Annotated in this window: 22 protein-coding genes; 13 read left to right on the plus strand and 9 right to left on the minus strand. The window is 68.7% G+C overall.

Going from position 1 to position 19,264, the window contains the following annotated elements; genetic code table 11:
• Nucleotides 1–58 precede the first annotated feature (58 nt).
• Nucleotides 59–448, plus strand: a complete 390-nt coding sequence (locus NN2_RS07075; RefSeq protein ID WP_063011472.1) for a VOC family protein — start codon at nt 59–61, stop codon at nt 446–448.
• A 3-nt stretch (nt 449–451) separates the two neighbouring features.
• Here the strand turns inward: NN2_RS07075 and NN2_RS07080 are convergent, their stop codons facing one another.
• From NN2_RS07080 to NN2_RS07095, 4 genes are read right to left on the minus strand one after another with little or no spacing between them, the layout of a single operon-like run.
• Nucleotides 452–1,147 carry a DUF1707 SHOCT-like domain-containing protein gene (locus NN2_RS07080; protein ID WP_051755533.1) on the minus strand — a complete coding sequence of 232 codons (696 nt, stop codon included), beginning with the start codon at nt 1,145–1,147 and terminating at the stop codon, nt 452–454.
• Nucleotides 1,148–1,206: 59 nt separating this feature from the next.
• On the minus strand, nt 1,207–1,878 hold the full coding sequence (locus NN2_RS07085) for a response regulator (protein WP_082856785.1): 672 nt from the start codon (nt 1,876–1,878) through the stop codon (nt 1,207–1,209).
• The gene (gene macS / locus NN2_RS07090; RefSeq protein WP_156511244.1) at nt 1,875–3,071 is read right to left on the minus strand and encodes a MacS family sensor histidine kinase; all 1,197 of its coding nucleotides are present in this window, start codon (nt 3,069–3,071) and stop codon (nt 1,875–1,877) included. Before macS ends, NN2_RS07085 begins: the two co-directional genes overlap by 4 nt.
• Nucleotides 3,055–4,239, minus strand: a complete 1,185-nt coding sequence (locus NN2_RS07095; RefSeq protein ID WP_063011564.1) for an AI-2E family transporter — start codon at nt 4,237–4,239, stop codon at nt 3,055–3,057. Before NN2_RS07095 ends, macS begins: the two co-directional genes overlap by 17 nt.
• A 244-nt stretch (nt 4,240–4,483) precedes the next feature.
• Here NN2_RS07095 and NN2_RS07100 point away from each other — a divergent pair, with 244 nt between their 5' ends.
• Genes NN2_RS07100 through NN2_RS07110 form a run of 3 tightly spaced genes read left to right on the plus strand, consistent with a single transcriptional unit; the run spans nt 4,484 to nt 7,633 of the window.
• A complete protein-coding gene (locus NN2_RS07100; protein ID WP_063011568.1) occupies nt 4,484–5,959 on the plus strand; it encodes an adenylate/guanylate cyclase domain-containing protein in 1,476 nt (491 codons plus the stop codon).
• A 42-nt stretch (nt 5,960–6,001) separates the two neighbouring features.
• A complete protein-coding gene (locus tag NN2_RS07105; protein ID WP_063011481.1) occupies nt 6,002–7,174 on the plus strand; it encodes a lysylphosphatidylglycerol synthase transmembrane domain-containing protein in 1,173 nt (390 codons plus the stop codon).
• A gap of 48 nt (nt 7,175–7,222) precedes the next feature.
• A complete protein-coding gene (locus NN2_RS07110; protein ID WP_063011483.1) occupies nt 7,223–7,633 on the plus strand; it encodes a DUF3054 domain-containing protein in 411 nt (136 codons plus the stop codon).
• A 12-nt stretch (nt 7,634–7,645) separates the two neighbouring features.
• On the opposite strand, the gene NN2_RS07115 is transcribed toward NN2_RS07110, so the two are convergent.
• Nucleotides 7,646–9,328, minus strand: a complete 1,683-nt coding sequence (locus NN2_RS07115) for an NTF2-like N-terminal transpeptidase domain-containing protein (protein ID WP_063011570.1) — start codon at nt 9,326–9,328, stop codon at nt 7,646–7,648.
• 270 nt (nt 9,329–9,598) lie between these two features.
• On the opposite strand from NN2_RS07115, the gene abmR reads away from it, so the two are divergent.
• Both abmR and aroQ read left to right on the plus strand, forming a co-directional pair.
• Nucleotides 9,599–10,183 (plus strand): ATP-binding transcription factor AbmR, encoded by a 585-nt coding sequence (gene abmR / locus NN2_RS07120; RefSeq protein WP_030514211.1) that lies wholly within the window; start codon nt 9,599–9,601, stop codon nt 10,181–10,183.
• Between the two features lie 19 nt (nt 10,184–10,202).
• Complete coding sequence (aroQ, locus tag NN2_RS07125; protein ID WP_062966518.1) at nt 10,203–10,631, plus strand: type II 3-dehydroquinate dehydratase; 429 nt, start codon at nt 10,203–10,205, stop codon at nt 10,629–10,631.
• 7 nt (nt 10,632–10,638) lie between these two features.
• Here aroQ and NN2_RS07130 read toward each other — a convergent pair whose 3' ends face one another.
• On the minus strand, nt 10,639–11,541 hold the full coding sequence (locus tag NN2_RS07130; RefSeq protein ID WP_255407313.1) for an NAD(P)-dependent oxidoreductase: 903 nt from the start codon (nt 11,539–11,541) through the stop codon (nt 10,639–10,641).
• Nucleotides 11,542–11,633: 92 nt separating this feature from the next.
• Between NN2_RS07130 and NN2_RS07135 the strand changes: the two genes are divergently transcribed.
• Nucleotides 11,634–11,981, plus strand: coding sequence for a winged helix-turn-helix transcriptional regulator (locus NN2_RS07135; protein WP_030514208.1), 348 nt, complete (start codon nt 11,634–11,636; stop codon nt 11,979–11,981).
• 7 nt (nt 11,982–11,988) lie between these two features.
• On the opposite strand, the gene NN2_RS07140 is transcribed toward NN2_RS07135, so the two are convergent.
• Nucleotides 11,989–13,140 carry a glycerate kinase gene (locus tag NN2_RS07140; RefSeq protein WP_063011487.1) on the minus strand — a complete coding sequence of 384 codons (1,152 nt, stop codon included), beginning with the start codon at nt 13,138–13,140 and terminating at the stop codon, nt 11,989–11,991.
• A 98-nt stretch (nt 13,141–13,238) separates the two neighbouring features.
• Nucleotides 13,239–14,849: an alpha/beta fold hydrolase gene (locus NN2_RS07145; RefSeq protein ID WP_245658580.1), complete on the minus strand. Its 1,611-nt coding sequence runs from the start codon at nt 14,847–14,849 to the stop codon at nt 13,239–13,241.
• A gap of 128 nt (nt 14,850–14,977) precedes the next feature.
• Here NN2_RS07145 and NN2_RS07150 point away from each other — a divergent pair, with 128 nt between their 5' ends.
• From NN2_RS07150 to NN2_RS07170, 5 genes are all read left to right on the plus strand, one after another.
• Nucleotides 14,978–15,307, plus strand: coding sequence for a GNAT family N-acetyltransferase (locus tag NN2_RS07150; RefSeq protein ID WP_063011488.1), 330 nt, complete (start codon nt 14,978–14,980; stop codon nt 15,305–15,307).
• 88 nt (nt 15,308–15,395) lie between these two features.
• Nucleotides 15,396–16,019, plus strand: a complete 624-nt coding sequence (locus NN2_RS07155) for a YqgE/AlgH family protein (RefSeq protein ID WP_082856791.1) — start codon at nt 15,396–15,398, stop codon at nt 16,017–16,019.
• Nucleotides 16,020–16,091: 72 nt separating this feature from the next.
• Nucleotides 16,092–16,628, plus strand: a complete 537-nt coding sequence (locus NN2_RS07160) for a sigma-70 family RNA polymerase sigma factor (RefSeq protein WP_063011490.1) — start codon at nt 16,092–16,094, stop codon at nt 16,626–16,628.
• Nucleotides 16,625–17,248 carry a zf-HC2 domain-containing protein gene (locus NN2_RS38915; RefSeq protein WP_082856786.1) on the plus strand — a complete coding sequence of 208 codons (624 nt, stop codon included), beginning with the start codon at nt 16,625–16,627 and terminating at the stop codon, nt 17,246–17,248. The genes NN2_RS07160 and NN2_RS38915 overlap by 4 nt, the downstream gene beginning before the upstream one ends.
• Nucleotides 17,236–17,532, plus strand: coding sequence for a hypothetical protein (locus NN2_RS07170; RefSeq protein ID WP_082856787.1), 297 nt, complete (start codon nt 17,236–17,238; stop codon nt 17,530–17,532). The genes NN2_RS38915 and NN2_RS07170 overlap by 13 nt, the downstream gene beginning before the upstream one ends.
• 10 nt (nt 17,533–17,542) lie before the next feature.
• On the opposite strand, the gene NN2_RS07175 is transcribed toward NN2_RS07170, so the two are convergent.
• On the minus strand, nt 17,543–18,577 hold the full coding sequence (locus NN2_RS07175; protein WP_063910702.1) for an AraC family transcriptional regulator: 1,035 nt from the start codon (nt 18,575–18,577) through the stop codon (nt 17,543–17,545).
• Nucleotides 18,578–18,676: 99 nt separating this feature from the next.
• Here NN2_RS07175 and NN2_RS07180 point away from each other — a divergent pair, with 99 nt between their 5' ends.
• A complete protein-coding gene (locus tag NN2_RS07180; RefSeq protein WP_245658581.1) occupies nt 18,677–19,261 on the plus strand; it encodes a UbiX family flavin prenyltransferase in 585 nt (194 codons plus the stop codon).
• Nucleotides 19,262–19,264 lie beyond the last annotated feature (3 nt).

The raw sequence follows: 19,264 nt of genomic DNA on the forward strand, positions 1-19,264 counted from the left end.
GACTGCGCGGGCCGGTGGCTTCGTACCGGCCCGCGGCTCGCGGCTCTACGATGCGCCCATGCTGAACACCGCGCGGATCGAGGCACGCGTCCCCACGCAGGCTCTGGAACAGGCGAGGCGTTGGTACGCCGAGAAACTCGGTCTGGAACCCGTGGAGGAGCGCCCGGGCGGGCTGCGCTACGAGGGGGCGTCAGGGGTCTTCTGCCTGTTCGCGTCGGCCGGTGCGTCCGATGGTTCCTTCACCCAACTGGGGTTCTACGTCGACGATATCGAGAGCACCGTGGCCGCCCTGCGAGAGCGCGGCGTGGTCTTCGAGGAGTACTCGGGCACCGTCGGCGGGATCATGGAGATCGAGGGGAACTACCCCAGCAAGGGACGCGCGGAACGGGGTGCGTGGTTTCGCGACAGCGAGGGAAACATGATCGGACTCGGCGAGGTCGTCGAATAGCGATCAGAACCCCGACATCAGCTTCTTCCACTGCACGCCGAACGGATGCTTCGCGGTGATCGAGCTGAACCGGCTGCGCCCGTGCACGATGATGTGCAGCGGTCCGATCGGCGGCCCGGTGCGCACTTTGTTGTTGGCGCTGGAACCGATCAGCTCCACGCCGTTCAGGTCGACGGTCGCCTCGCCGGGCAGGATCATGGTCAGCGAGCTGCAGAAATCGTCGACCCGGATCTCGACCACCTGGGTCGACATGACGGCCTGGGTGAAATCCAGGGTGACGCCCGACAGATAGCTGTTGACGTACAGCGAGGGCGGCACCTGCCACGGCCCCTTGCGGGTGACGCCGGACAGGCGCGGACGAATCGCGGTTTCGGCCTCGGTGCGTCCGGCGGGGGCACCCCACCGCCACGTCTGAGCCGGTCCGGGCGAGGCGGTCGGCTGGGCGGGATTCGGTTGTCCCGCAAGGCGAATCCCGGGCAGGTCGATCAGGACGGCGTTGAGTTCGCCGCGCGTCTTGGCCGCCAGCGCGGTATCCATCCGCTCGCTGAACTCGCCCAGCGACAACATGCCCAGCCCGACCGCGCGCTGTAGCAGGGTCCCGACATGTTCGCGTTCGGCATCCGATACTCGCAGGTCACGGTCGCCTACGGCTCCCCCGGTTCCCGCGGACCCCGGGGCGGAAACGGTCTCACCACCCATGTTCACGAGGCTACCGACGCCGCGGCCGCAGCACATCAGGGCAATCCCTGATCCGGCCCCTACTCGAGGCCCTGTTCGATGGCATACCGGGTGAGTTCGACCCGGTTGCCGAGCTGCAGTTTGCGCAGCGTCGCCTGCACGTGGTTCTCCACCGTGCGATGGCTGACGCTCAGCCTGGTCGCGATCTGTTTCGCCGACAAACCCTTCGCCACCAGCCGCAACACCTCGGTTTCGCGGTCGGTGAGGACGGGCTGCTCGGCGCTCCTATCGGCCCCCGCCCCGGCGATGCGACGGAATTCGCCGAGCACCACACCGGCCAGGCCTGGCGTGAACACCGCCTGGCCCGCGGCCGTCGCCCGCACCGCGTCGATCAACTCGGCCGCCGACGCGCTCTTGACCAGATAGCCGCTCGCCCCGGCCTTGACGGCTTCCAGCACATCACCGCGTTCGTCCGAGGCCGAGAGCACCAGTACTCGGCTGCGCGGCGAGACGCGGAGCACTTCCGCGGTGGCCTGGGCTCCGCTGCCGTCGGGCAGTTGCATATCCATCAGGACGACGTCAGGTCGGACCGCGGCGGCCCGGCGCGCGGCCGTGCCCGCGCCGTCCGCCGTCGCCACCACCCGGAAACCGGCTTCGGTGAGATCGCGGGACACGCCGTCGCGCCACATCGGATGGTCGTCGACCACCATCACCGAAACATCTTCTGCCGCGACGTCTTCCGATGTCCTCATCGTTGCTCCCCGTCACGTGGAATCCGGAATTCCCATTCGGTGCCGTCGGCGGTGTCGAGCAGTTCGGCGGTGCCGCCCAGCGCCTCGATCCGCCCGACGATCGAATGCGAGACACCCATCCGCCCCTCGGCGGCCGCGGCCGGCAGCCGGCCCTGCGCGATCCCCGGCCCGTCGTCGCGCACACTGACCACCACCGCATCGCCCATATCCTCCAGCAGCACAAAGGCTTTCGCCTCGGCGCCGGCGTGCAGCGCGGTATTGGACAGCGCGGCACCGACGGCGGCGGCGATCTCCCGGGCGGTCCGTGCCCCGATCGTCACCGGCTCACCGGGCGCGGAGACCGCGGTCGACGGCGCGGCGAAGGCTCTCAGCAGCGCACGCAGCTCCGCGCGGGCGTCGAGACCCGAACCGTCCCTGCCTTGTTCGGAGATCAGCACCCGGAGCGCGACTTCCTGTTCGCGGGCACGATCCGCCAATTCGGCCGTGCGTCCACCGATTTCACTGCCGCGCCGACTGATGTACGCGAGGACCTGCAGCACCCCGTCGTGTACTTCGCGGGCGAGCCGTTCGCGTTCGGCGGTGGCGGCGGACAACCGCATCGCCTGCTCGAGGTGCCCCTGCGCGCGCCGCGCCGTCGCGGCCGCCAACCCGATGGCCAGCCCGACCGAAACCAGCACGGGCGCGGTCGCATCCGACCACAGATCCAACTCCCACTGTTCCCGCACCACGATGCTCACCACCGAAATCGCCAGCCCCGCGAGCACGCCGCCGAGCGCACCCCATTCGATCGCCGCCGACATCACCGCATTCGCCACCCACAGCGTGGTCGGCAGGGTCTGATGCCCGTGGTACCAGGGGTAGTCGGCGACCAGCCGAGTCGCCGCCATCAGCCCGACGGCGACCGCCAGGTCACCGATCACCACCGCTCGCCGCTCCCACCCGGTGACCGACCAGCGCGACAACCACAGCGCCGAGACGACCGACCAGAGCACCAGCATCCCGATCAGCACCCAACTCAGCGGCTGCCGCTCGTACGACGACACCGAGGCGACCTGCTGGCCCACCGCGTAGAGCATTGTGACCAGGCGAAACACCTGCGCCGCCCGCCACAGCAGCGCAGTCGCGGCCGTCGGTCCCGGCGCGGTCGAGTCGGCGGGCGGCGTGACGCCCGCGGACTCAGCCCTCGTCCGCATCACCGCCGTCCGCATCACCGCCGTCCGCATCGGACCGCGATTCGGCCCGGCGGTAGCGATCCGGCTCGGGCCGGTCGGCATCGGCGTGGAACATCGGCTCCCCCGGTTCCCCGGTATTGAGTTCCTGATACAGCTCTTCCGGGCTGCCGACCAGCAACGAACGGATCGCGGTGTTCATCACCGCGACGAACGGCACCGCCAGCAGACCGCCCGCGATACCGGCCAGCACCACGCCCGCCGTGATCGCCAGCACCACCGCCAGCGGATGGATGCGCACCGCGCGGCCCAGCAACAACGGTTGCAGCACATGGCCTTCCAGCTGCATCACCGCCACCGTGATGCCGAGCACGATCAGCGCGGTGACGAAACCCTTCGTCATCAAGGCCAGGAAGACCGCGATGAAGCCCGCGAGCAGGGAGCCGACGATCGGGACGAAGGCGCCGATGAACACCAGCGATGCCAGCGGAAGGGCCAGCGGCACACTGAGAATCGCCAGCCCGGCGCCGATGCCGATGGCGTCGACGGCCGCCACCACGACGGTGGCGCGCACGAATCCGATCAGCGTGCCGAAGCCGAGCCGCCCGGCGGTGCGCACCCGTTCACGTTGCGGGGTGGGCACGATCCGGGTCACGAAGTTCCAGATCTGGTCGCCGCCGTAGAGGAAGAAAATCAGGATGAACAGCGTCAGGAAGGCGCCGGTCAAGAATTCGCCGATCGCCGCGGCGGTGGTCAGGGCGCCGCTGGTCAGCGAATCCTGATTGGCCTCCAGGGTTTTGATGATCGTATTGCCGCCGTTGCGGATCTGGTCGTTGCTCAGATGCAGCGGACCGTTGATCAGCCAGTCCTGCACGGTGTGGATGCTGGTCTTGAATTCGTCGGTCAGCTGCGGCACACCGGTGATGAACTGCTCGATCACGAAGGTGAAGATCCCCGCCAGCAAGCCCAGCGATCCGACCAGGGCCACGAATACGCCGATGCCGCGCGGCATTCCGAGGCGTTGCAGCAGATCCACCAGCGGCGAGAGCAGCGCCGCCGCGAGCAGGGCGATCGCGACCGGAATGACGACCGTGGTCAGCTTGTGCGCCAGGTAGGCGACCGCCAGCACCGCCACCAGGATGATCAACAATCGCCAGCACCATTCGGCGCCCTGACGCACCAGTGGATGCACCGAGTCGGCCGCGCTGCGCTCGCGCCCGCGATCGGGTGCGCTTCGGCTCGAAGCCGCCGATGCGACGCCCGCCGGGGCAGGCTCGGCCGGATTCCCGGAGGTCTTGCTGTCCCCACTCACGCCGCGAGCCTATCGGCCGGGGACGCAACCGGCACGTGTCCGCTCCGCCCGAATCCGGTGACCTACGACGCGCCCCGCTAGATTGGTCATCGTGTCAGCGCCTCTGGAAGCGGTCAAACAGACCATGCGAACGCGCTGGCCGCTGTACCTCGCATCGATGCTGGCGGCCAATGCCTTCGGTGCGGTCCTGGTCTACGCGTTCATCCAGTACGGGCTGCCCGCGCCCGAGGGCACGCCGAACGGATTGCGGCGCGCCGGCCTGCTGCTTCCGGCGCTGGTCTTCGCGATCGGCGGATTCCTGAGCGTCACCGCCTCGGCGTTGATGCTGCGACCGGTGATGCGCTGGCAGATGCGCGGCGGTCCGCCCAGTCGCCAGGAACAGATGGCGGCCCTGCACGCGCCGCTGCGGCAGTCCATCCTCCACCTGCTGTTGTGGCTGGTGGGCGGTGCGGTGCTGGCCGCGCGGATCATCGTGGAAACACCCGAGCTCGCGGGTGCGGTGATCGTCACCGAATGTATGGCCGCCACCATCGTGTTCGGCTTCACCTACATGCTGGGTGAACGAATTTTGCGCCCGGTGGCCGCGCACGCGCTGACCACCGGCACCTTCGATCACACCCTCACCCCCGGTGTCGGCACGCGCATGGCGATGACGTGGGGCATGGGCACATTCGCGCCGACCATCGCGATCGTGCTGCTGTGTGTCACCCAGATCACGTCGCAGGTGCATTTCTCGGCGCAGTCGCTGGCCATCTCGATTCTGCTGCTGTGCGGGGTGGTGATCATGCAGGCGCTGGCGCTGTCGATGCTCACCGCGTCGAGCATCTCCGACCCGGTGCGGCAGCTCTCCCGAGCGATCAACCGGGTGCAGGGAGGTGCGCGCGATGTCCAGGTCGAGGTGTTCGACGGCAGCGAGATCGGCCTGCTGCAGGTCGGTTTCAACCGCATGATGGAAGAGGCCGCGCAGCGCCGCGAACTGCAGGAACTGTTCGGCCAGCACGTCGGCGAGGAAGTGGCCCGCCGCGCGCTCGAGTACGGCACCGAACTGGGTGGTGAAACCCGGTTCGTGGCCGTGTTGTTCGTGGATATGGTCGGCTCCACCGCCACCGCCGCCGAGCGGCCGCCCACCGAGGTGGTCAGCCTGCTCAACGAATTCTTCCGGGTGGTGGTCGATGTGGTCGACCGGCACAACGGCCTGATCAACAAGTTCGTCGGCGATGCGGCGCTGGCGATCTTCGGTGCGCCACTGGACCGTCCGGACGCGCCGACCGCCGCGCTGGCCGCGGCCCGCGATCTGCGCGAGGCGCTGCGCGAGGTGCAGGGCCTGGATATCGGCATCGGTGTCTCGGCCGGCCTCGCCGTCGCCGGAAACATCGGCGCCGCGAATCGCTTCGAGTACACGGTGATCGGCGATCCGGTGAACGAGGCCTCGCGCCTCACCGAATTGGCGAAGGAACATCCGGGCCGCGTCCTGGCCTCGGGCAGCGCCCTGTACTTCGCCGACGACGACGAACAGAAGCAGTGGATCTCCGGCGACGAGGTGCAATTGCGCGGTCGCCGCCGCAAGACCCGGCTCGCGTGGCCGAAGGCTCTCGGATGAGCCACTGCCGCCTTCGGGCCCGACCCCACTAGGCTGGGCGTCGTGACGGCCCACGCTGAACCCGGCGGCGAACCGGCGCGGCCCGCGCGGCGCAGGTTCCGCTGGTTGAAATGGGCCCTCGGCGTTGCCCTGTCGGCGTTGCTGATCGCCGAGGGCGTATACCTGTGGCCGCGCCTGCACGATTCCTGGCGCAACCTCACGGAGATCCATTGGGGCTGGGTCGCCGTGTGCGTCTGGATGCAGGCGTTGTCGATGAGTGGATTCGGCCGCATCCAGAAACGCCTGCTGCGCGCGGGCGGGGTCGACGTCTCGCAGCGCGCCTCGGTATCGGTCGTCTACGGAGCCACCGCGATGTCGGTGTCGCTGCCCGCCGGCCAGGTGTTCTCCACCGCCTTCACCTATCGCCAGACCCGCCGCTGGGGTGCGAGCCCGATCGTCGCGTCCTGGCAGCTGCTGATGTCGGGCGTGGTCGCGACGAGCGGCATGCTGCTGCTCGGCGTGGGCGGCGCGCTGCTGGTCGGCAATCGCATCGGTCCGTGGAAGCTGGTTCTCACGCTGGGCGCGGTGGCGCTGCTGGTGTGGGCGGGCAAATACATATCCGGTAACCCCGGTGCGCTGCAGGCGCTGGTGCGCCGCGGGGTGCGGCTGGTCAACCGGATCCGGCGACATCCGGCCGATGCCGGGCTGGCGCACGTCGACGAGGTGCTGCGACAGCTGGAATCGGTGGACGTGCACCGGCGGGATGCCGCGTGGGTCGCGTTCTGGGCGGTCGTGCATCGGCTCGGCGATGTGGCCTGCCTGGGTGCGGCCTGCTACGCGGTCGGCGCCGATCCGCGCTGGGCGGGCCTGCTGATCGCCTTCAGTGTGGGCAAGGCGGTCGGCACCATTCCGTTCGCACCCGGTGGCATCGTCTACGTCGATGCCACCCTGATCTACAGCCTCACCGCCGCCGCGGGACTGCCGGCGGCGCAGGCGGTGGCCGCCGCCTTCGTCTACCGCATGGTGAGTTTCATTCTCGTCGCGATCATCGGCTGGATCGTCTTCGTCTTCCGCTTCCGCAATCCGCAGCTCGGCGATGCGCAGTTCGAGCAGGAATTCGAACAGCGCTCGGCCCTGCTCGCCGAACCCCGCCGCGCCGACAGCGGCGCGAACCGGCCCCTTCGCGAGGGCGATTCGCCCGGACCGGCCGAACCCGACGGCGAACCGCAGCCCTGAGCGGTCCCGGAATCCGGCTGCCGCACCGCTGTCACTACCCTGGCGACCGTGAGGAAATGGCTGCCGCTGCTGATCGATGTCGTGCTGGTGATCGTGTTCTGCGCGATCGGCCGGCGCAGCCACGACGAGGCGGTGGCGGCGGGTCTGCTGCGCACGGTCTGGCCGTTCGGCGCCGGTCTGCTGATCGGCTGGGTGATTGCTCCGGCGATCGCCGGCCGCGGGCGACTGTCCGACGCGCTCGCACGATTCGACGGATCGGCGGTGTGGCCGACCGGCGTGGTGGTGTGGTTGTCGACGCTGATCGGCGGCATGGTGCTGCGAGTGATCAGCGGTCAGGGCACTGCGGTCAGCTTCGTCATCGTCGCGGCGACCGTTCTCGCGGTCTTCCTGCTGGGCTGGCGCGCGGTGTGGATCCCCGCCGCCCGGCGCATTCGAGTCACCGGCGCATCCGTGAACTGACGCCCGCGACCGCTACTTGTTGTCGTCCGGCGTGGCCAGCGACTGCAGCATCCGCGCGGCCATCCGGGAGGTGGCATCGCCGCTGTCGATATCGTCGATGTGGATGGCGAAGGCCAGGTCACCGGCATTGGCGAGCAGCCATCCGTCCGAGCCGGCATTCGCGGTGAAGGCGGTGACCCCGGCATAGCGGGCGACCGTCACCTCCTGCGGGCTTCCGGTCGCGTCGCGCAGCATGCCGCGCAGCTTGTCGACCACATCGCCGGGCAGCGGTTCCAGCTTGGCCTCGGTGGTGCCGGGCCGGCCGATCTCGATCATCGGCGGAGCCACCGATCCGCGCGCGATCGTGGCCGCTGCGATCGCCATCCCGAACGGGCTGGCCAGAATCGGATCGTTGGTGCCCTGTTTGACCTGCTCGACGCCGCGACCACCGATCGGCAGCCGGCCCGTGGTCTCGTCGAGTCCGGGCACCTTGAACCCGATGCCGACGCCCAGCATGGCCGCCGCCTCGGCCGCATCCTGCACCGAAACGTCCTGCGGCGCCTTCTTCTTCACGATCGAGGCGACCGCCTTGAACAGGTCCATCGCACCGCCGACCGGATAGGTGGCGGTGAATGCGGGCGCGCCCTGGGCGCTGGCGTAGTTGTTCTGGGCCGCCGCGACCACGGCACCCGTGGAGGGCTGTATCGCCACGATCGAGGCCGCCGTACCGACACTGACCACCGCGTCCTCGGCCGCACGCTGCAACTTCTGGTCCATCGTGGAGGCGATGTCCGGCCCCGGCGGACCCTGATATCCGGCCAGTTGGGTGACCATCCGGCCGTCGGGCTCGAACAGCTGCACACCCCAGCCGGCGTGCTGATCCCGGTTCTCCTGCCACACCTTCTGCAGCGCATCGGTCATGGGCGACCACACCCGGCGGTCGGCGACGATCAGCCTCGGCTGCTTCTCCATCACCACGCCCGGAATCGAGGCCATCCGAGGCTCGAGAATCGCGAAATCGTCCTCGCGCAGGCTCACCGCGGTGATCGGCTTGCCCTGCGAGCCTGCCAGCTGCTGCATCAGCGAGGCACCGGTGATCAGCGGCGCGACCGGCGCGATGGCATCGGCCAGGGCATTGGTGGTGCCGACCGGATCACCCGTCTTGGTGGGATCCACCTTGATGACGTTGATGGTCTGCTGGGTCAGCAACGGCCGGCCGTCGTTGTCGTTGACCTTCGGAGCCGGCGTCGCCTCGGTGCGGACGAGCTTCACCGACCGCTTGTAATCCAGTTGCGGCATGACGACGGTGGGGTCCCAGGAGATCCGCCAGCCGATAGCCAGCTTGCGGATATTGCCCTGCAGGTCGTAGCTCCAGTCCTTACCCGGCCCGAAGTTCCAGGCGGCCTTCAGGTTGAACATCGCCGAATCGCCGTCGAGGCTGATGAACTGAACCAGCTTGTAATCGGGCTTACCGGGCTGGAGTCCGTCGAACATCGACTTCAGAGTGCTCTCGGCACCGGAGGGGTACGAGGTCAGTGCGGCGGCGCCGGCGGCATCGCGATCGTCCATTAGCTGGGTGAAATGCTCGACGACCGCTTCGGGTCCACTCGGCGTGCTGTGAAAATCGCACGACCCCATCACGATCGCTACGGCAGCAATTGCGGCCAGTGCCACTGCGCCCCGAACGCGAAAGCGGCGGGATCCCCACACATCCATGTCGCCCACTCTTCACTCTTGTCACTCCAGCAACAAGACCAACGGTACCCGAAGGAGTTGCCCGCGGTCCCACCTAGGCACCGACCGCATCTTCCATGCTCAGCGACCACAATAGTGCCCGATCACCGACATCCGTTGCAGCCGGTCGGCGAAATCGGCGGACGTGTTCGGAAGCTTCCCCTTTCCTCCGACAGCGAAACCCGGGGTGCATTTATGCGGAGTAATCTTGTAATCACAGTTACATAGGAACTTCCGCAGTGAGGAAACATCATGAGACACGGACACGGACGTGGATTCGGGCGGCCGGGGGGCTGGCAACAAGCGGATCTTCCGGACGCCGCCGACGCTCCGGACTGGTTCGCCGGAAGGTTGCCGAGCGAGTGGTTCAGCGGTCCGGCGACCATCGAAATCGACCGCGACGAGATTGTGGTGATCGGTGAACTGGCGCTGCCGGCACCCGAATCGAGCGAGGACGAGGAAGCCGGATCCGAACCGTCTCCCGCGACGGTGGACGGCCTGATCGCGCGCTTCCGCGAATCGACCCGGCCGGCACGCATGCAGATCGCCCAGGAGGCTCAGGCGCGCTACGGCCGCAATGTGGCCTGGGGCGTCTCGGTCAACGGGGAACGCACCCTGTTCACCCATCTCTCGGTGCCGGTGATGACGCGGCTGCGCCAGCCCGAACGCAAGGTGCTCGACACGCTCGTCGACGCCGGGGTCGCCCGCTCCCGCGCCGATGCGCTCGCCTGGACGGTGAAATTGGCCGGTAAGCACGCCGAGGAGTGGTTGGCGGAACTGCGGTCGGCGATGCGCAAGGTGGACGACCTGCGAGCCGAGGGGCCGCGCGGCCTGTGACCGGGCTAGGGTACCGGTCATGGCACCGATTCTCGTGCTCAACGGCCCGAATCTGAATATGCTCGGCACCCGCCAGCCCGAGGTCTACGGCTCGGACACCCTCGACGACGTGGTCGAGCTGTGCCGGGAGACCGCCGCCCGCTTCGATCGCGAGATCACCGCCTATCAATCCAATTCCGAAGGGGCGTTGATCGATCGGATCCACGCCGCGCGCGGGGTGGAAGCCGGGATCGTGATCAATCCCGGCGGCCTGACCCACACCTCGGTCGCCCTGCGCGATGCCCTGGTGATTCCCGAGGTGCCGATCGTGGAGGTGCACATCTCGAATGTGCACGCACGCGAGGAATTCCGGCACCATTCCTACATTTCGCCGATCGCCACCGCGGTGATCGCCGGGATGGGGATCCGGGGCTACGCGGCGGCGATCGAATTCCTCTGCACCCGTTGACTTTCGCTCAGGCTCCGTCGCGCAGTAGCCGGTACATCGGCAGTCCGGCGCCGGCGGCGACCACCTTCTCCCACAGCTCCCGCACGGTATGCGACAGCGTGGCGTCCACCCCCACCTCCGCGCTGGTCTCGACGACATGGGCCGCACCCGCCACCATCATCCGGGCGGCCGCGTCGTCACCCCAGCCGCCGGACTTCGCGGCGGTGGCGTATTCGGCCATGAAGAAGGGGAACGCCTCGGCGGAGCGTTGCGCGAAGGGCAGGAAGCGGTCGATGTCGTGCCCGGCGCGTTCGACGACGGCCAGGGCCTGGTTGTAGCCGATCAGCCAGGGATGGAACAGCGTGAGCAGAGCCTGGTAGAACAACTGCGCCAGCCCGTCGTCGGCGCCGAGGTACTCCGGTGCGCTGAGTGGGCGCAGCAGGTCGGCATGGGCGTCGAAGACCTCGCGTGGACCGCTGTAGAAGATGTAGGACGCCGGATGGGTGATGTTGTCGCCGGCCGACATGAACCCGCCGGACAGGAACCGCGCCCCGTGCGAGCGCACCCATCGGGCGCCCGCGCGGGTGCGCTCCGGCGAATCGGAGGACAGATTCACGATCACCCTGTCCCGCAACCGTTCCGGAGCCCGGCCCAGGACGTCGTACATGGCGGCGTAGTCGGTGAGGCTCAGGATGATCACCTCGTTGCGCTCGAGCGCGTCGGCCACCGACTCGGCGCGCCGGGCGCCCAGTTCCGCCATGGCCTCGGCTTTGTCGGCGCTGCGATTCCAGACCGTCACCTCGGTGCCGGCGGCCAGCAGCACGCGCACGATCGCCCGGCCCATCGGGCCCAGCCCGATCACCGTGACGGAGGAACGTTCGGACATGGTGTACTCCTTGGTGTTTCGAAGTTCTTCCGATCGGCGCCGGATTCGATCGTCACCGGGATCCGCGTCCGGGGCAATAACGCACGTCGACGTGCGGTTGCTTACCTCGAAGTTCGAAAAATGGTCAGGAGGCCGAGATGGCGAACGACAGTGATGCAGATCACTCGGTATGTGGGATGTCGGTGGCCATCGACGTGGTCGGCGGCAAGTGGAAACTGCACCTGATGTGGGTGCTGGGCGAGGGCCCGCAGCGTTTCGGCCGCATTCGTGCCCTGCTGCCCGGGGTGAGCGAGAAGGTGCTCACCGAGAATCTCCGCCATCTGGAATCCCACGGCGTGGTCCGCCGGGAGGTGTTCCCCGAAATTCCTCCGCGCGTGGAATATTCGCTCACTCCCTCGGGGATCGACTTGGCCGCGGCCCTGCGCCCGCTCGAGCAGTGGGGTGAACGGCGCCGCGACGGACTGCTCGACACCGCGACGGCATGAGGGCGGGTCAGCCCAGGTAGTCGCGCGCTATCCGGGCACCGACTTCTTCGAGCAGGCGGGCGGCCTCGGCGATCGAGCGAACCGGATCGGATTCGAGGTCGCTCAGCGGATAGCAGCGGGCGAAGCCCGCGGCGCGCAGTCGCTCCGGGCTCAGCGCACAGCGTCCGGCGACGGCGACCACCGGCACACCCGCGGCGGCCGCAGCGACTCCGGCGGGCGCCTTCCCGCGCAACGTCTGCTCGTCCATCGCCCCCTCGCCGGTGACCACCAACTCCGCGTCCCGGACCCGACCGGCGAAATCGATCAGCTCGAGAATCACCTCGATCCCGGACCGCTGCCGCGCCCCGAGCACCGCCATGGCCCCGAATCCGGTACCCCCCGCGGCGCCCGCCCCGGGATGCCCGGCCAGGCCGGCGCCGGGCTGATGCCCCTCCCCCGTCCCGAACGCGCGACCGCTCGCGTCGACCAGATGCGCCCAATGCGCCAGGATCGCTTCGAGTTCGGCGCATTGCCGCGGGGAAGCACCCTTCTGAGGCGCGAAAACCGCTGCCGCGCCGTCCGGTCCGAGCAGCGGGTTGTCGACGTCCCCGGCGAGTACGAAGGCCGCATCCCGGACGGCCGGGTGCAGATCGGAGTGGTCGAGGCGTCGTGCGCGCGCCAGTGCCGCTGCCCCCGAACCGATTTCGACGCCGTCCTCGTCGAGGATGTGCAGCCCGAGCGCTTGCAGCATGCCCGCGCCGCCATCGGTGGACGCGCTGCCGCCCAGTCCGAGCACGACCTCCCGAATGCCGTGGTCCAGGGCGTGGCGGATCAGCACCCCGAGCCCGTACGTGCCCGCACCCATCGGATCGGTTCGGCCGCTGGGCAATTCGACCAATCCGACCGCTGCGGCCAATTCGACCACGGCCGTATTCCCGCGCACCGCGTAGCTCGCCGAATGCGGCGCACCCGTCGGCCCGACGGTGTCGACCGGTACCCGCTCCCACCCGGCGGCGACGAAGGCGTCGACGGTGCCGTCGCCGCCATCGGCCACCGGCACCTGCTGAATCTCGGCGTCCGGCGCCACGCGCGCGATTCCGGCCGCGAGCGCCGCGGCCACCCCCGGCGCCGCCAGCGACCCTTTGAACTTGTCCGGCGCCACCACTACCCGCCGCGCCATCGCAACCCCATTCCTCCGGAGAGATCGAACTCCGGTCACCGTACTGCGCCGCTCAGCCGGGGGCCGACGCCCCGGCCGCCACACCGGTGACCGTGGCGTCACGGCATGGGCGCCTGATCCACGTGATCGATGTTCACCTCGCCGGTACGCAGGTACCGGATCACGGCGTCGTCGAGCGGAGCGTTACCGCGACCGAAGGTGCCGTGGTCGCCACCGTCGACGCTGATCAGATGTCCGTGCAGGGCCGCCGCCATCGCGGGACCGCCGGGGTACGCGGTCACCGCGTCGTTGCGACTCTGCAGTATCAGCGGCGCGGTGGCCAGGCCGTGGTCGGCGATCGGCGTCGGCTTGGTCACGGGATCCCAGTCGGCGCAGGCCAATCCGCTGCGTACCAGATCGGCGCGGGCGTCGAGGGCGTTGCCGCCGGAAGCGACGATGGCGGCCGCCGAACCGATGGCGTCCCACCGGGCCGGCACCGCGTTCTCGTTGCAGGTGATCGCGGAGAACACCGCCTGGCCGGTCGGGTCGGTGCTCGCCACGCCCGCGATCGCGCGCATCCGCCGCAGATCGCCGGGTTGCGCATTCGCCTCGGCCATCGCCTGCGCCAGACTCGGCCAGAAGCCGCGGGCGTAGGCGGCCACGGTGGTCGCCGATACCAACGGCACCTGGGCCGACATGCCGCCGGAGGTCAACGCGCGCACCAAATTCTGGGCCTTGCCCATTTCCTCGGCGCCGGCGTTCACGCCCGCGCGTGCCACGGCCGGCAGCGGTGCGGGCAGCTCGCGCGGCAGGTCGGCCGCCGACACCGGGGGCGGGGTCAGGTTGGCGTACCAGCCGCCGCCCTGTGCCGACACCAGCCGCACCCAGGTCTCGTACACCCGCAGCGCCGAATCGCCCAGGTGATAGACATTGTCGTGCTGGGCGATCCAGCCGAACAGGTCGTCGAGCCGCTGTTTCCCCGCGAGCTGCTGCTGTGCGAACTGTTCGGTCCACACCCACTGCGGGTCGACATTCGAGTCCAGCACCATCCGGTCGACATGCTGCGGGAACAGCGACGCGTAGACCGCGCCCAGATAGGTCCCGTAGGAGATGCCGAGGAAGTCGATGCGCTCCAGCCCCAGCGCCGCGCGCACCGCATCCATATCGCGGGCCGTGGTCTCGGTGGTGATGGTCCGCAGGTAGCCGGGCTGGGCGGCGTCACATGCCTTCCGCAGTGATTCGCGCTCGTGGTCACCGTCCTGCGCGATCTCGGCCCCGCAGGTCAGCGGGGTCGACCAGCGCAGTCCGCGCGGCTGTACGGCCACCAGGTCGTAGTGCTCGACCAGTTCCTTCGGCAGTTGGGCCAGCCGGACGCCCCAGTAGTCGAGGGCGTCCGCACCGGGTCCGCCCGGATTGGCGAAGAGAGTGCCGTAACGCTGCCCGCTCGCGCGAATTCGGCTGACGGTCACCGCGATTCGCGAACCGTCCGGTGCGGCGTAGTCCCTCGGCACCGAGATGGACGCGCAGCGCGTCGGCCGCCCGTCGCCGACGGAGCCGGCCGGGCACGTCCCGAAATCCGGCTCGGCATGCGCGGTCGCCGGCGCCAGCGCGGCGAGCACCGCCGTCAGTACCGCAACGGTGGCCGATCGCGCCGCCACAGGTAGTCCCCGTCGTCCCATCCGCGCCGCCTCCCCGTCCGGCCGGTCGACGGCCGTCGCCGCATCGAGCATCCGACCACTCGAGCCCCTGCATTGTCGCCAGCCGCGCCGGGTGCGACAACTCGAACCACGTCCGACACGGGGAAGGATGTCGGCGTAGCCGCGCACCGTCGGCGATCGACACGCTCTAGGCTCAGCGAATGACGCAGGGTGCGCAGCAGAACATCGAGATTCGAGACAACTCACAGCTCGACCGATTCGAACTGTATGTCGACGGACAGCACGCCGGGGTGGCCGCCTATCAGGACACCGCCTCCGAGCGCGCCTTCGTGCACACCGAGATCTATCCGCAGTTCGAGGGCCAGGGCTACGGCCGTCTGCTGGTGCAGGGTGCGCTCGACCGGACCGTGGAACAGGGCTACGGCATCCTGCCGCTGTGCGCGATGGTGCACCACTTCGTCGAATCCCGGCCGCGCTATCTGGCGACGGTGCCGCAATGGGCGCGGGAACGATTCGGCCTGCCGCAGTAGCCGGCGGGCACATCGGGGTGGGCGCTTCGGAACCGAACCGCGAATCACGCACCACTAAACACAGCGCGCGCCCCGCGACGGTGCGATGATGACTAGCGTGGCACGCGCAGAGGAACACGGCGACCGCCCGAGACGTGAATCCCGGTACGAGGAACAGGCGGTGCGGCCCGGCACCTTGCTGGTCTCGGCAACGGAGCTGGTCGAGCCCACTTTCCGGCGCACCGTGATCTACATCGTCGAACACAACGATGCGGGCAGTCTCGGTGTCGTCCTGAACCGCCCGAGCGAAACCGCGGTGCAGGACGTGCTACCACGCTGGGCCGATCTCGCGGCCGGGCCCCGCACGCTGTACGTGGGCGGGCCGGTGAAGCGCGATTCGGCACTGTGTCTGACCACGGTCCGCGTCGGTGCCTCGATCGATGGCATTCGCGGGCTGCGCCGCGTGGACGGTCGCGTGGCGCTGCTCGATCTGGACTCCGACCCCGATTCGATCGCACCGCTGGTCGAGGGCATCCGCATCTTCGCCGGCTATGCCGGATGGACCTTCGGTCAGCTGGAGGGCGAACTGGAACGCGGGGACTGGATCGTGTTGTCGGCGTTGCCGTCGGATCCGTTGGCGGGACGCACCGATCTGTGGGCGCACGTGTTGCGCCGGCAGCCGCTGCCGCTGTCGCTACTGGCGACACACCCCATCGAACTAGAACGCAATTGATTACGTATCCACGGAGTGTGGTCCCCCAACGCTCGCCTCGACCGAGGCGGCGGATACGCCCGGTCGGCAGCCATGTCTGACTCCGCGATCCCCCCCGTCGACGCGGCGCCCTCCCGGGCGCATTTGTTGCGGGTGCTCTACGACGAACACGCACCGACGCTGTGGCGGTACACCTACAGCCTGGTCGGCGATGCCGGACGGGCCGAGGACATCGTGCAGGAGACGTTGTTGCGGGCCTGGCAGCGTCCGCAGGTCCTCGACCAGTCGACGGCCTCGGCGCGGGCGTGGTTGTTCACAGTGGCCAGGCATCTCGCGGTCGACGAATTCCGCAGTGCGCGGCATCGGCGCGAGTACGGCACCGACACGCCGCCCGAACAGGCGGCTCCGGACGAGGCGGAACGCGCAGTGGACAGTTGGGTGATCACCGACGCGCTGGCTCGGCTCAGCTCCGATCACCGCGAGGTGATCGTGCGGGCCTACTATCGCGGACTGTCGACACACCAGATAGCGAACGAATTGGCGATTCCCGAGGGCACTGTCAAATCCCGGATGCACTACGGGATGCGAGCGTTGCGTTCGGCCCTACAGGAGATGGGGGTGACGAAATGACATCGGCCGACACCGCGTCACACGACGACTATGCGACCTGGGATGCACCGTATGTGCTCGGCGCCCTCGCTCCCGACCAGCGGCTCGAATACGAGGCGCATCTGTCCGAATGCGCCGAATGCAGGCTCGCCATCACGGACCTGTCGGGCTTGCCGGGACTGCTCAGCCACATTCCCGGTGACGTCGCTCTCTCGCTGATCGACGACGGGGCCGCCGCAGACCATGCCGGCAGTTTCGGCGACGCCGGGTTCGACGCCCTGCTGAACCGGGTGCGCGCGAGCGAAGCCACCACCGGCGGCGCCCGGATACTGCCCTTCGAAGCGCACGGCAGCGGCCCGGCCACCGAGACGGGCACGACCGCACCCGACGCGGGCACTTCGGCGGTCCGCGAAACCCCCGCCGAAGACCGGCGCACCGAGCCGGAGCAGCCCCCCGCCTCGCTGGCAGCGGCGCGCGAGCGCAAGCGCAGCCGCAGCGGTCCTAGCTCGCCCTGGCCGGTGCGGTGGCCGCCGCCGCGGCCGCGGTCGCCATCACCATCCCGATCACCGTCGCGCACACCCAGCACAACAATCCGCCCACCGCCGAGCAGGTGGTCACGGAGCGGCAGATGGATCAGGTGATTCCGTCTCCGATCACCGCGAACTTCACTCTCACACAGCTGAATTCCGGTACGCGGGTGAACATGTCGTGCAACTACGCGCCGTCGGATACCGATTACACCTGGGACGGCGCGCTGTGGGTGGTGCACACCGACGGCACGCAGTCGATGGTGGCGCAGTGGTCGGCTCATCCCGGCCAGACGGTGACCGCGGACGGCATCACCTCGGCCCCGGCGGACAAGATCCAATCGGTCGAAATACGTTCGAGCACAACCAACCAGGTGTTCCTGCGCGCAACGGTGTGAGCGGCCGCCGTCAGCCGATCCGCCGGGAAACGATATCGCCGTCCACCGCGATTTCGCCGGCGATATCGGATTTCCACCGGCGCGCGGCCCGCCGCAATGCCCGCGCGTCGGAATATCCGAGTCGCGACGCCAGGGCGGATTGGGTCGTCGTCTCGGCGAGGGTGCCGGCGACGGCCCGCCGCGCCCGATCGAGTTCCCGCCGCCAGCTCGTTCCGGATTCGGCCAGGCGGCGCTGCAGTGTCCGGGGACTCACGGCGAGCCGGCGGGCTACCGTCTCGAGCGTCGCATCCCGTTCGGGCAGCGCCTTGGCCAGGGCGCGCTGCACGCGATCCGGCCAGGTCGGCTCGCACAGCAGCGGCGTCGCGATCATCGTGGCATAGCGCCGGACGATCTGCGCCAGTGCGGGATCGGCGGTCGGCAGCGGCAGGTGTAGATCGGCTGTGCGCAGCGTCAGGGTGTCGGCCGGTGCGTCGAAGTCGATGCGCGCGGTACCGAACGCTTCGGCGAAGGCCCGGTGCGAACGAGGCGGGCTCTGCCGCAATGTGATCCGCGACGGTGACACCGATCGGCCGCTCCCGAGCCGGATACGGGCCACGGTGCTGGCGAACGAGGCCTGCACGGTGAGTTCGGCACCGCGACCGTCGCCCTCCAGTAGTTCCAGCCCCAGGGTCTGTTCACCGCGCAATTCGTCGGTGGTCACCGTGTAGCGGTGGTTGGTCGCCATGGCGGTACCGGTGCGCCGGACGGTGGCCAGCCCCTCACCGACCGTCGCGGCGGTACTGAACAGGTAATCGAAGATGCCGTGCTTACCCAGGTGGTAGGTCGTGCTGATGCGCAACGCGCTGTCCGGGGACGGCTGACGGAATTCGGCGCGTTCCCACAGGCGCAGATAGGCACCGCTGGTGACCATGCCGTATTCGCTCGTCAAAACGCTCTCGGGAACTCCGGAGTCGCGCAAGAGCGCGCGAATATCGAGTCCCTCCGCCGCGGTTTTCAGTACACAACGGACAATTACCGCGTTATACGCAGGAACGGACTTGTCCACTCCCCCATGATAAGTGGCTGCCGGCGTGAACTGACGTCTTCGGTCCCGTGACCGGCGCGTTCGGACCTACCGCGATACGCCGTTTCCGATGAGGCTGAGGTGGTGTCACAAGGAGTGGACGAGCGGCCGGCGCGGCTGGTCGTCGGGATCAGTGGAGCCACCGGAATCGCCTACGGCGTACGGGCGCTCGAGTTCGCGCGAAAGGCCGGGGTGCAGACCCACCTGGTGGTCACTCCGGCCGGACAGCAGACGCGGCAATACGAAACGGAATTGAGCGCCAAGGATCTGTCGGCGATGGCCGATGTGGTGTACCGGCCGTCCGATATCGGCGCCGCCATTGCCTCCGGATCGTTTCGGACCGCGGGAATGCTGGTGGCGCCGTGTTCGATTCGCACCCTGTCGGCAATCGCCTACAGCAATGGCGACAATCTGCTGACCCGAGCGGCCGATGTGACCTTGAAGGAGCGTCGCCGCCTGGTTCTGCTGGTGCGCGAAACCCCGCTGACCCTCGGGCATCTGCGGGCAATGACGGCGGTGACCGAAATGGGCGGGATCGTGATGCCACCGGTGCCCGCCTTCTATCTGCGCCCCAGCAGTATCGACGAACTCGTCGAGCATACCGTCGCGCGAGCGCTGGATCTGCTGAGCATCGACGTACCGGATATGCCCCGCTGGGGCGAATGAAAG

Source organism: Nocardia nova NBRC 15556, assembly GCF_001613005.1.
Classification (GTDB): Bacteria; Actinomycetota; Actinomycetes; order Mycobacteriales; family Mycobacteriaceae; genus Nocardia; species Nocardia nova.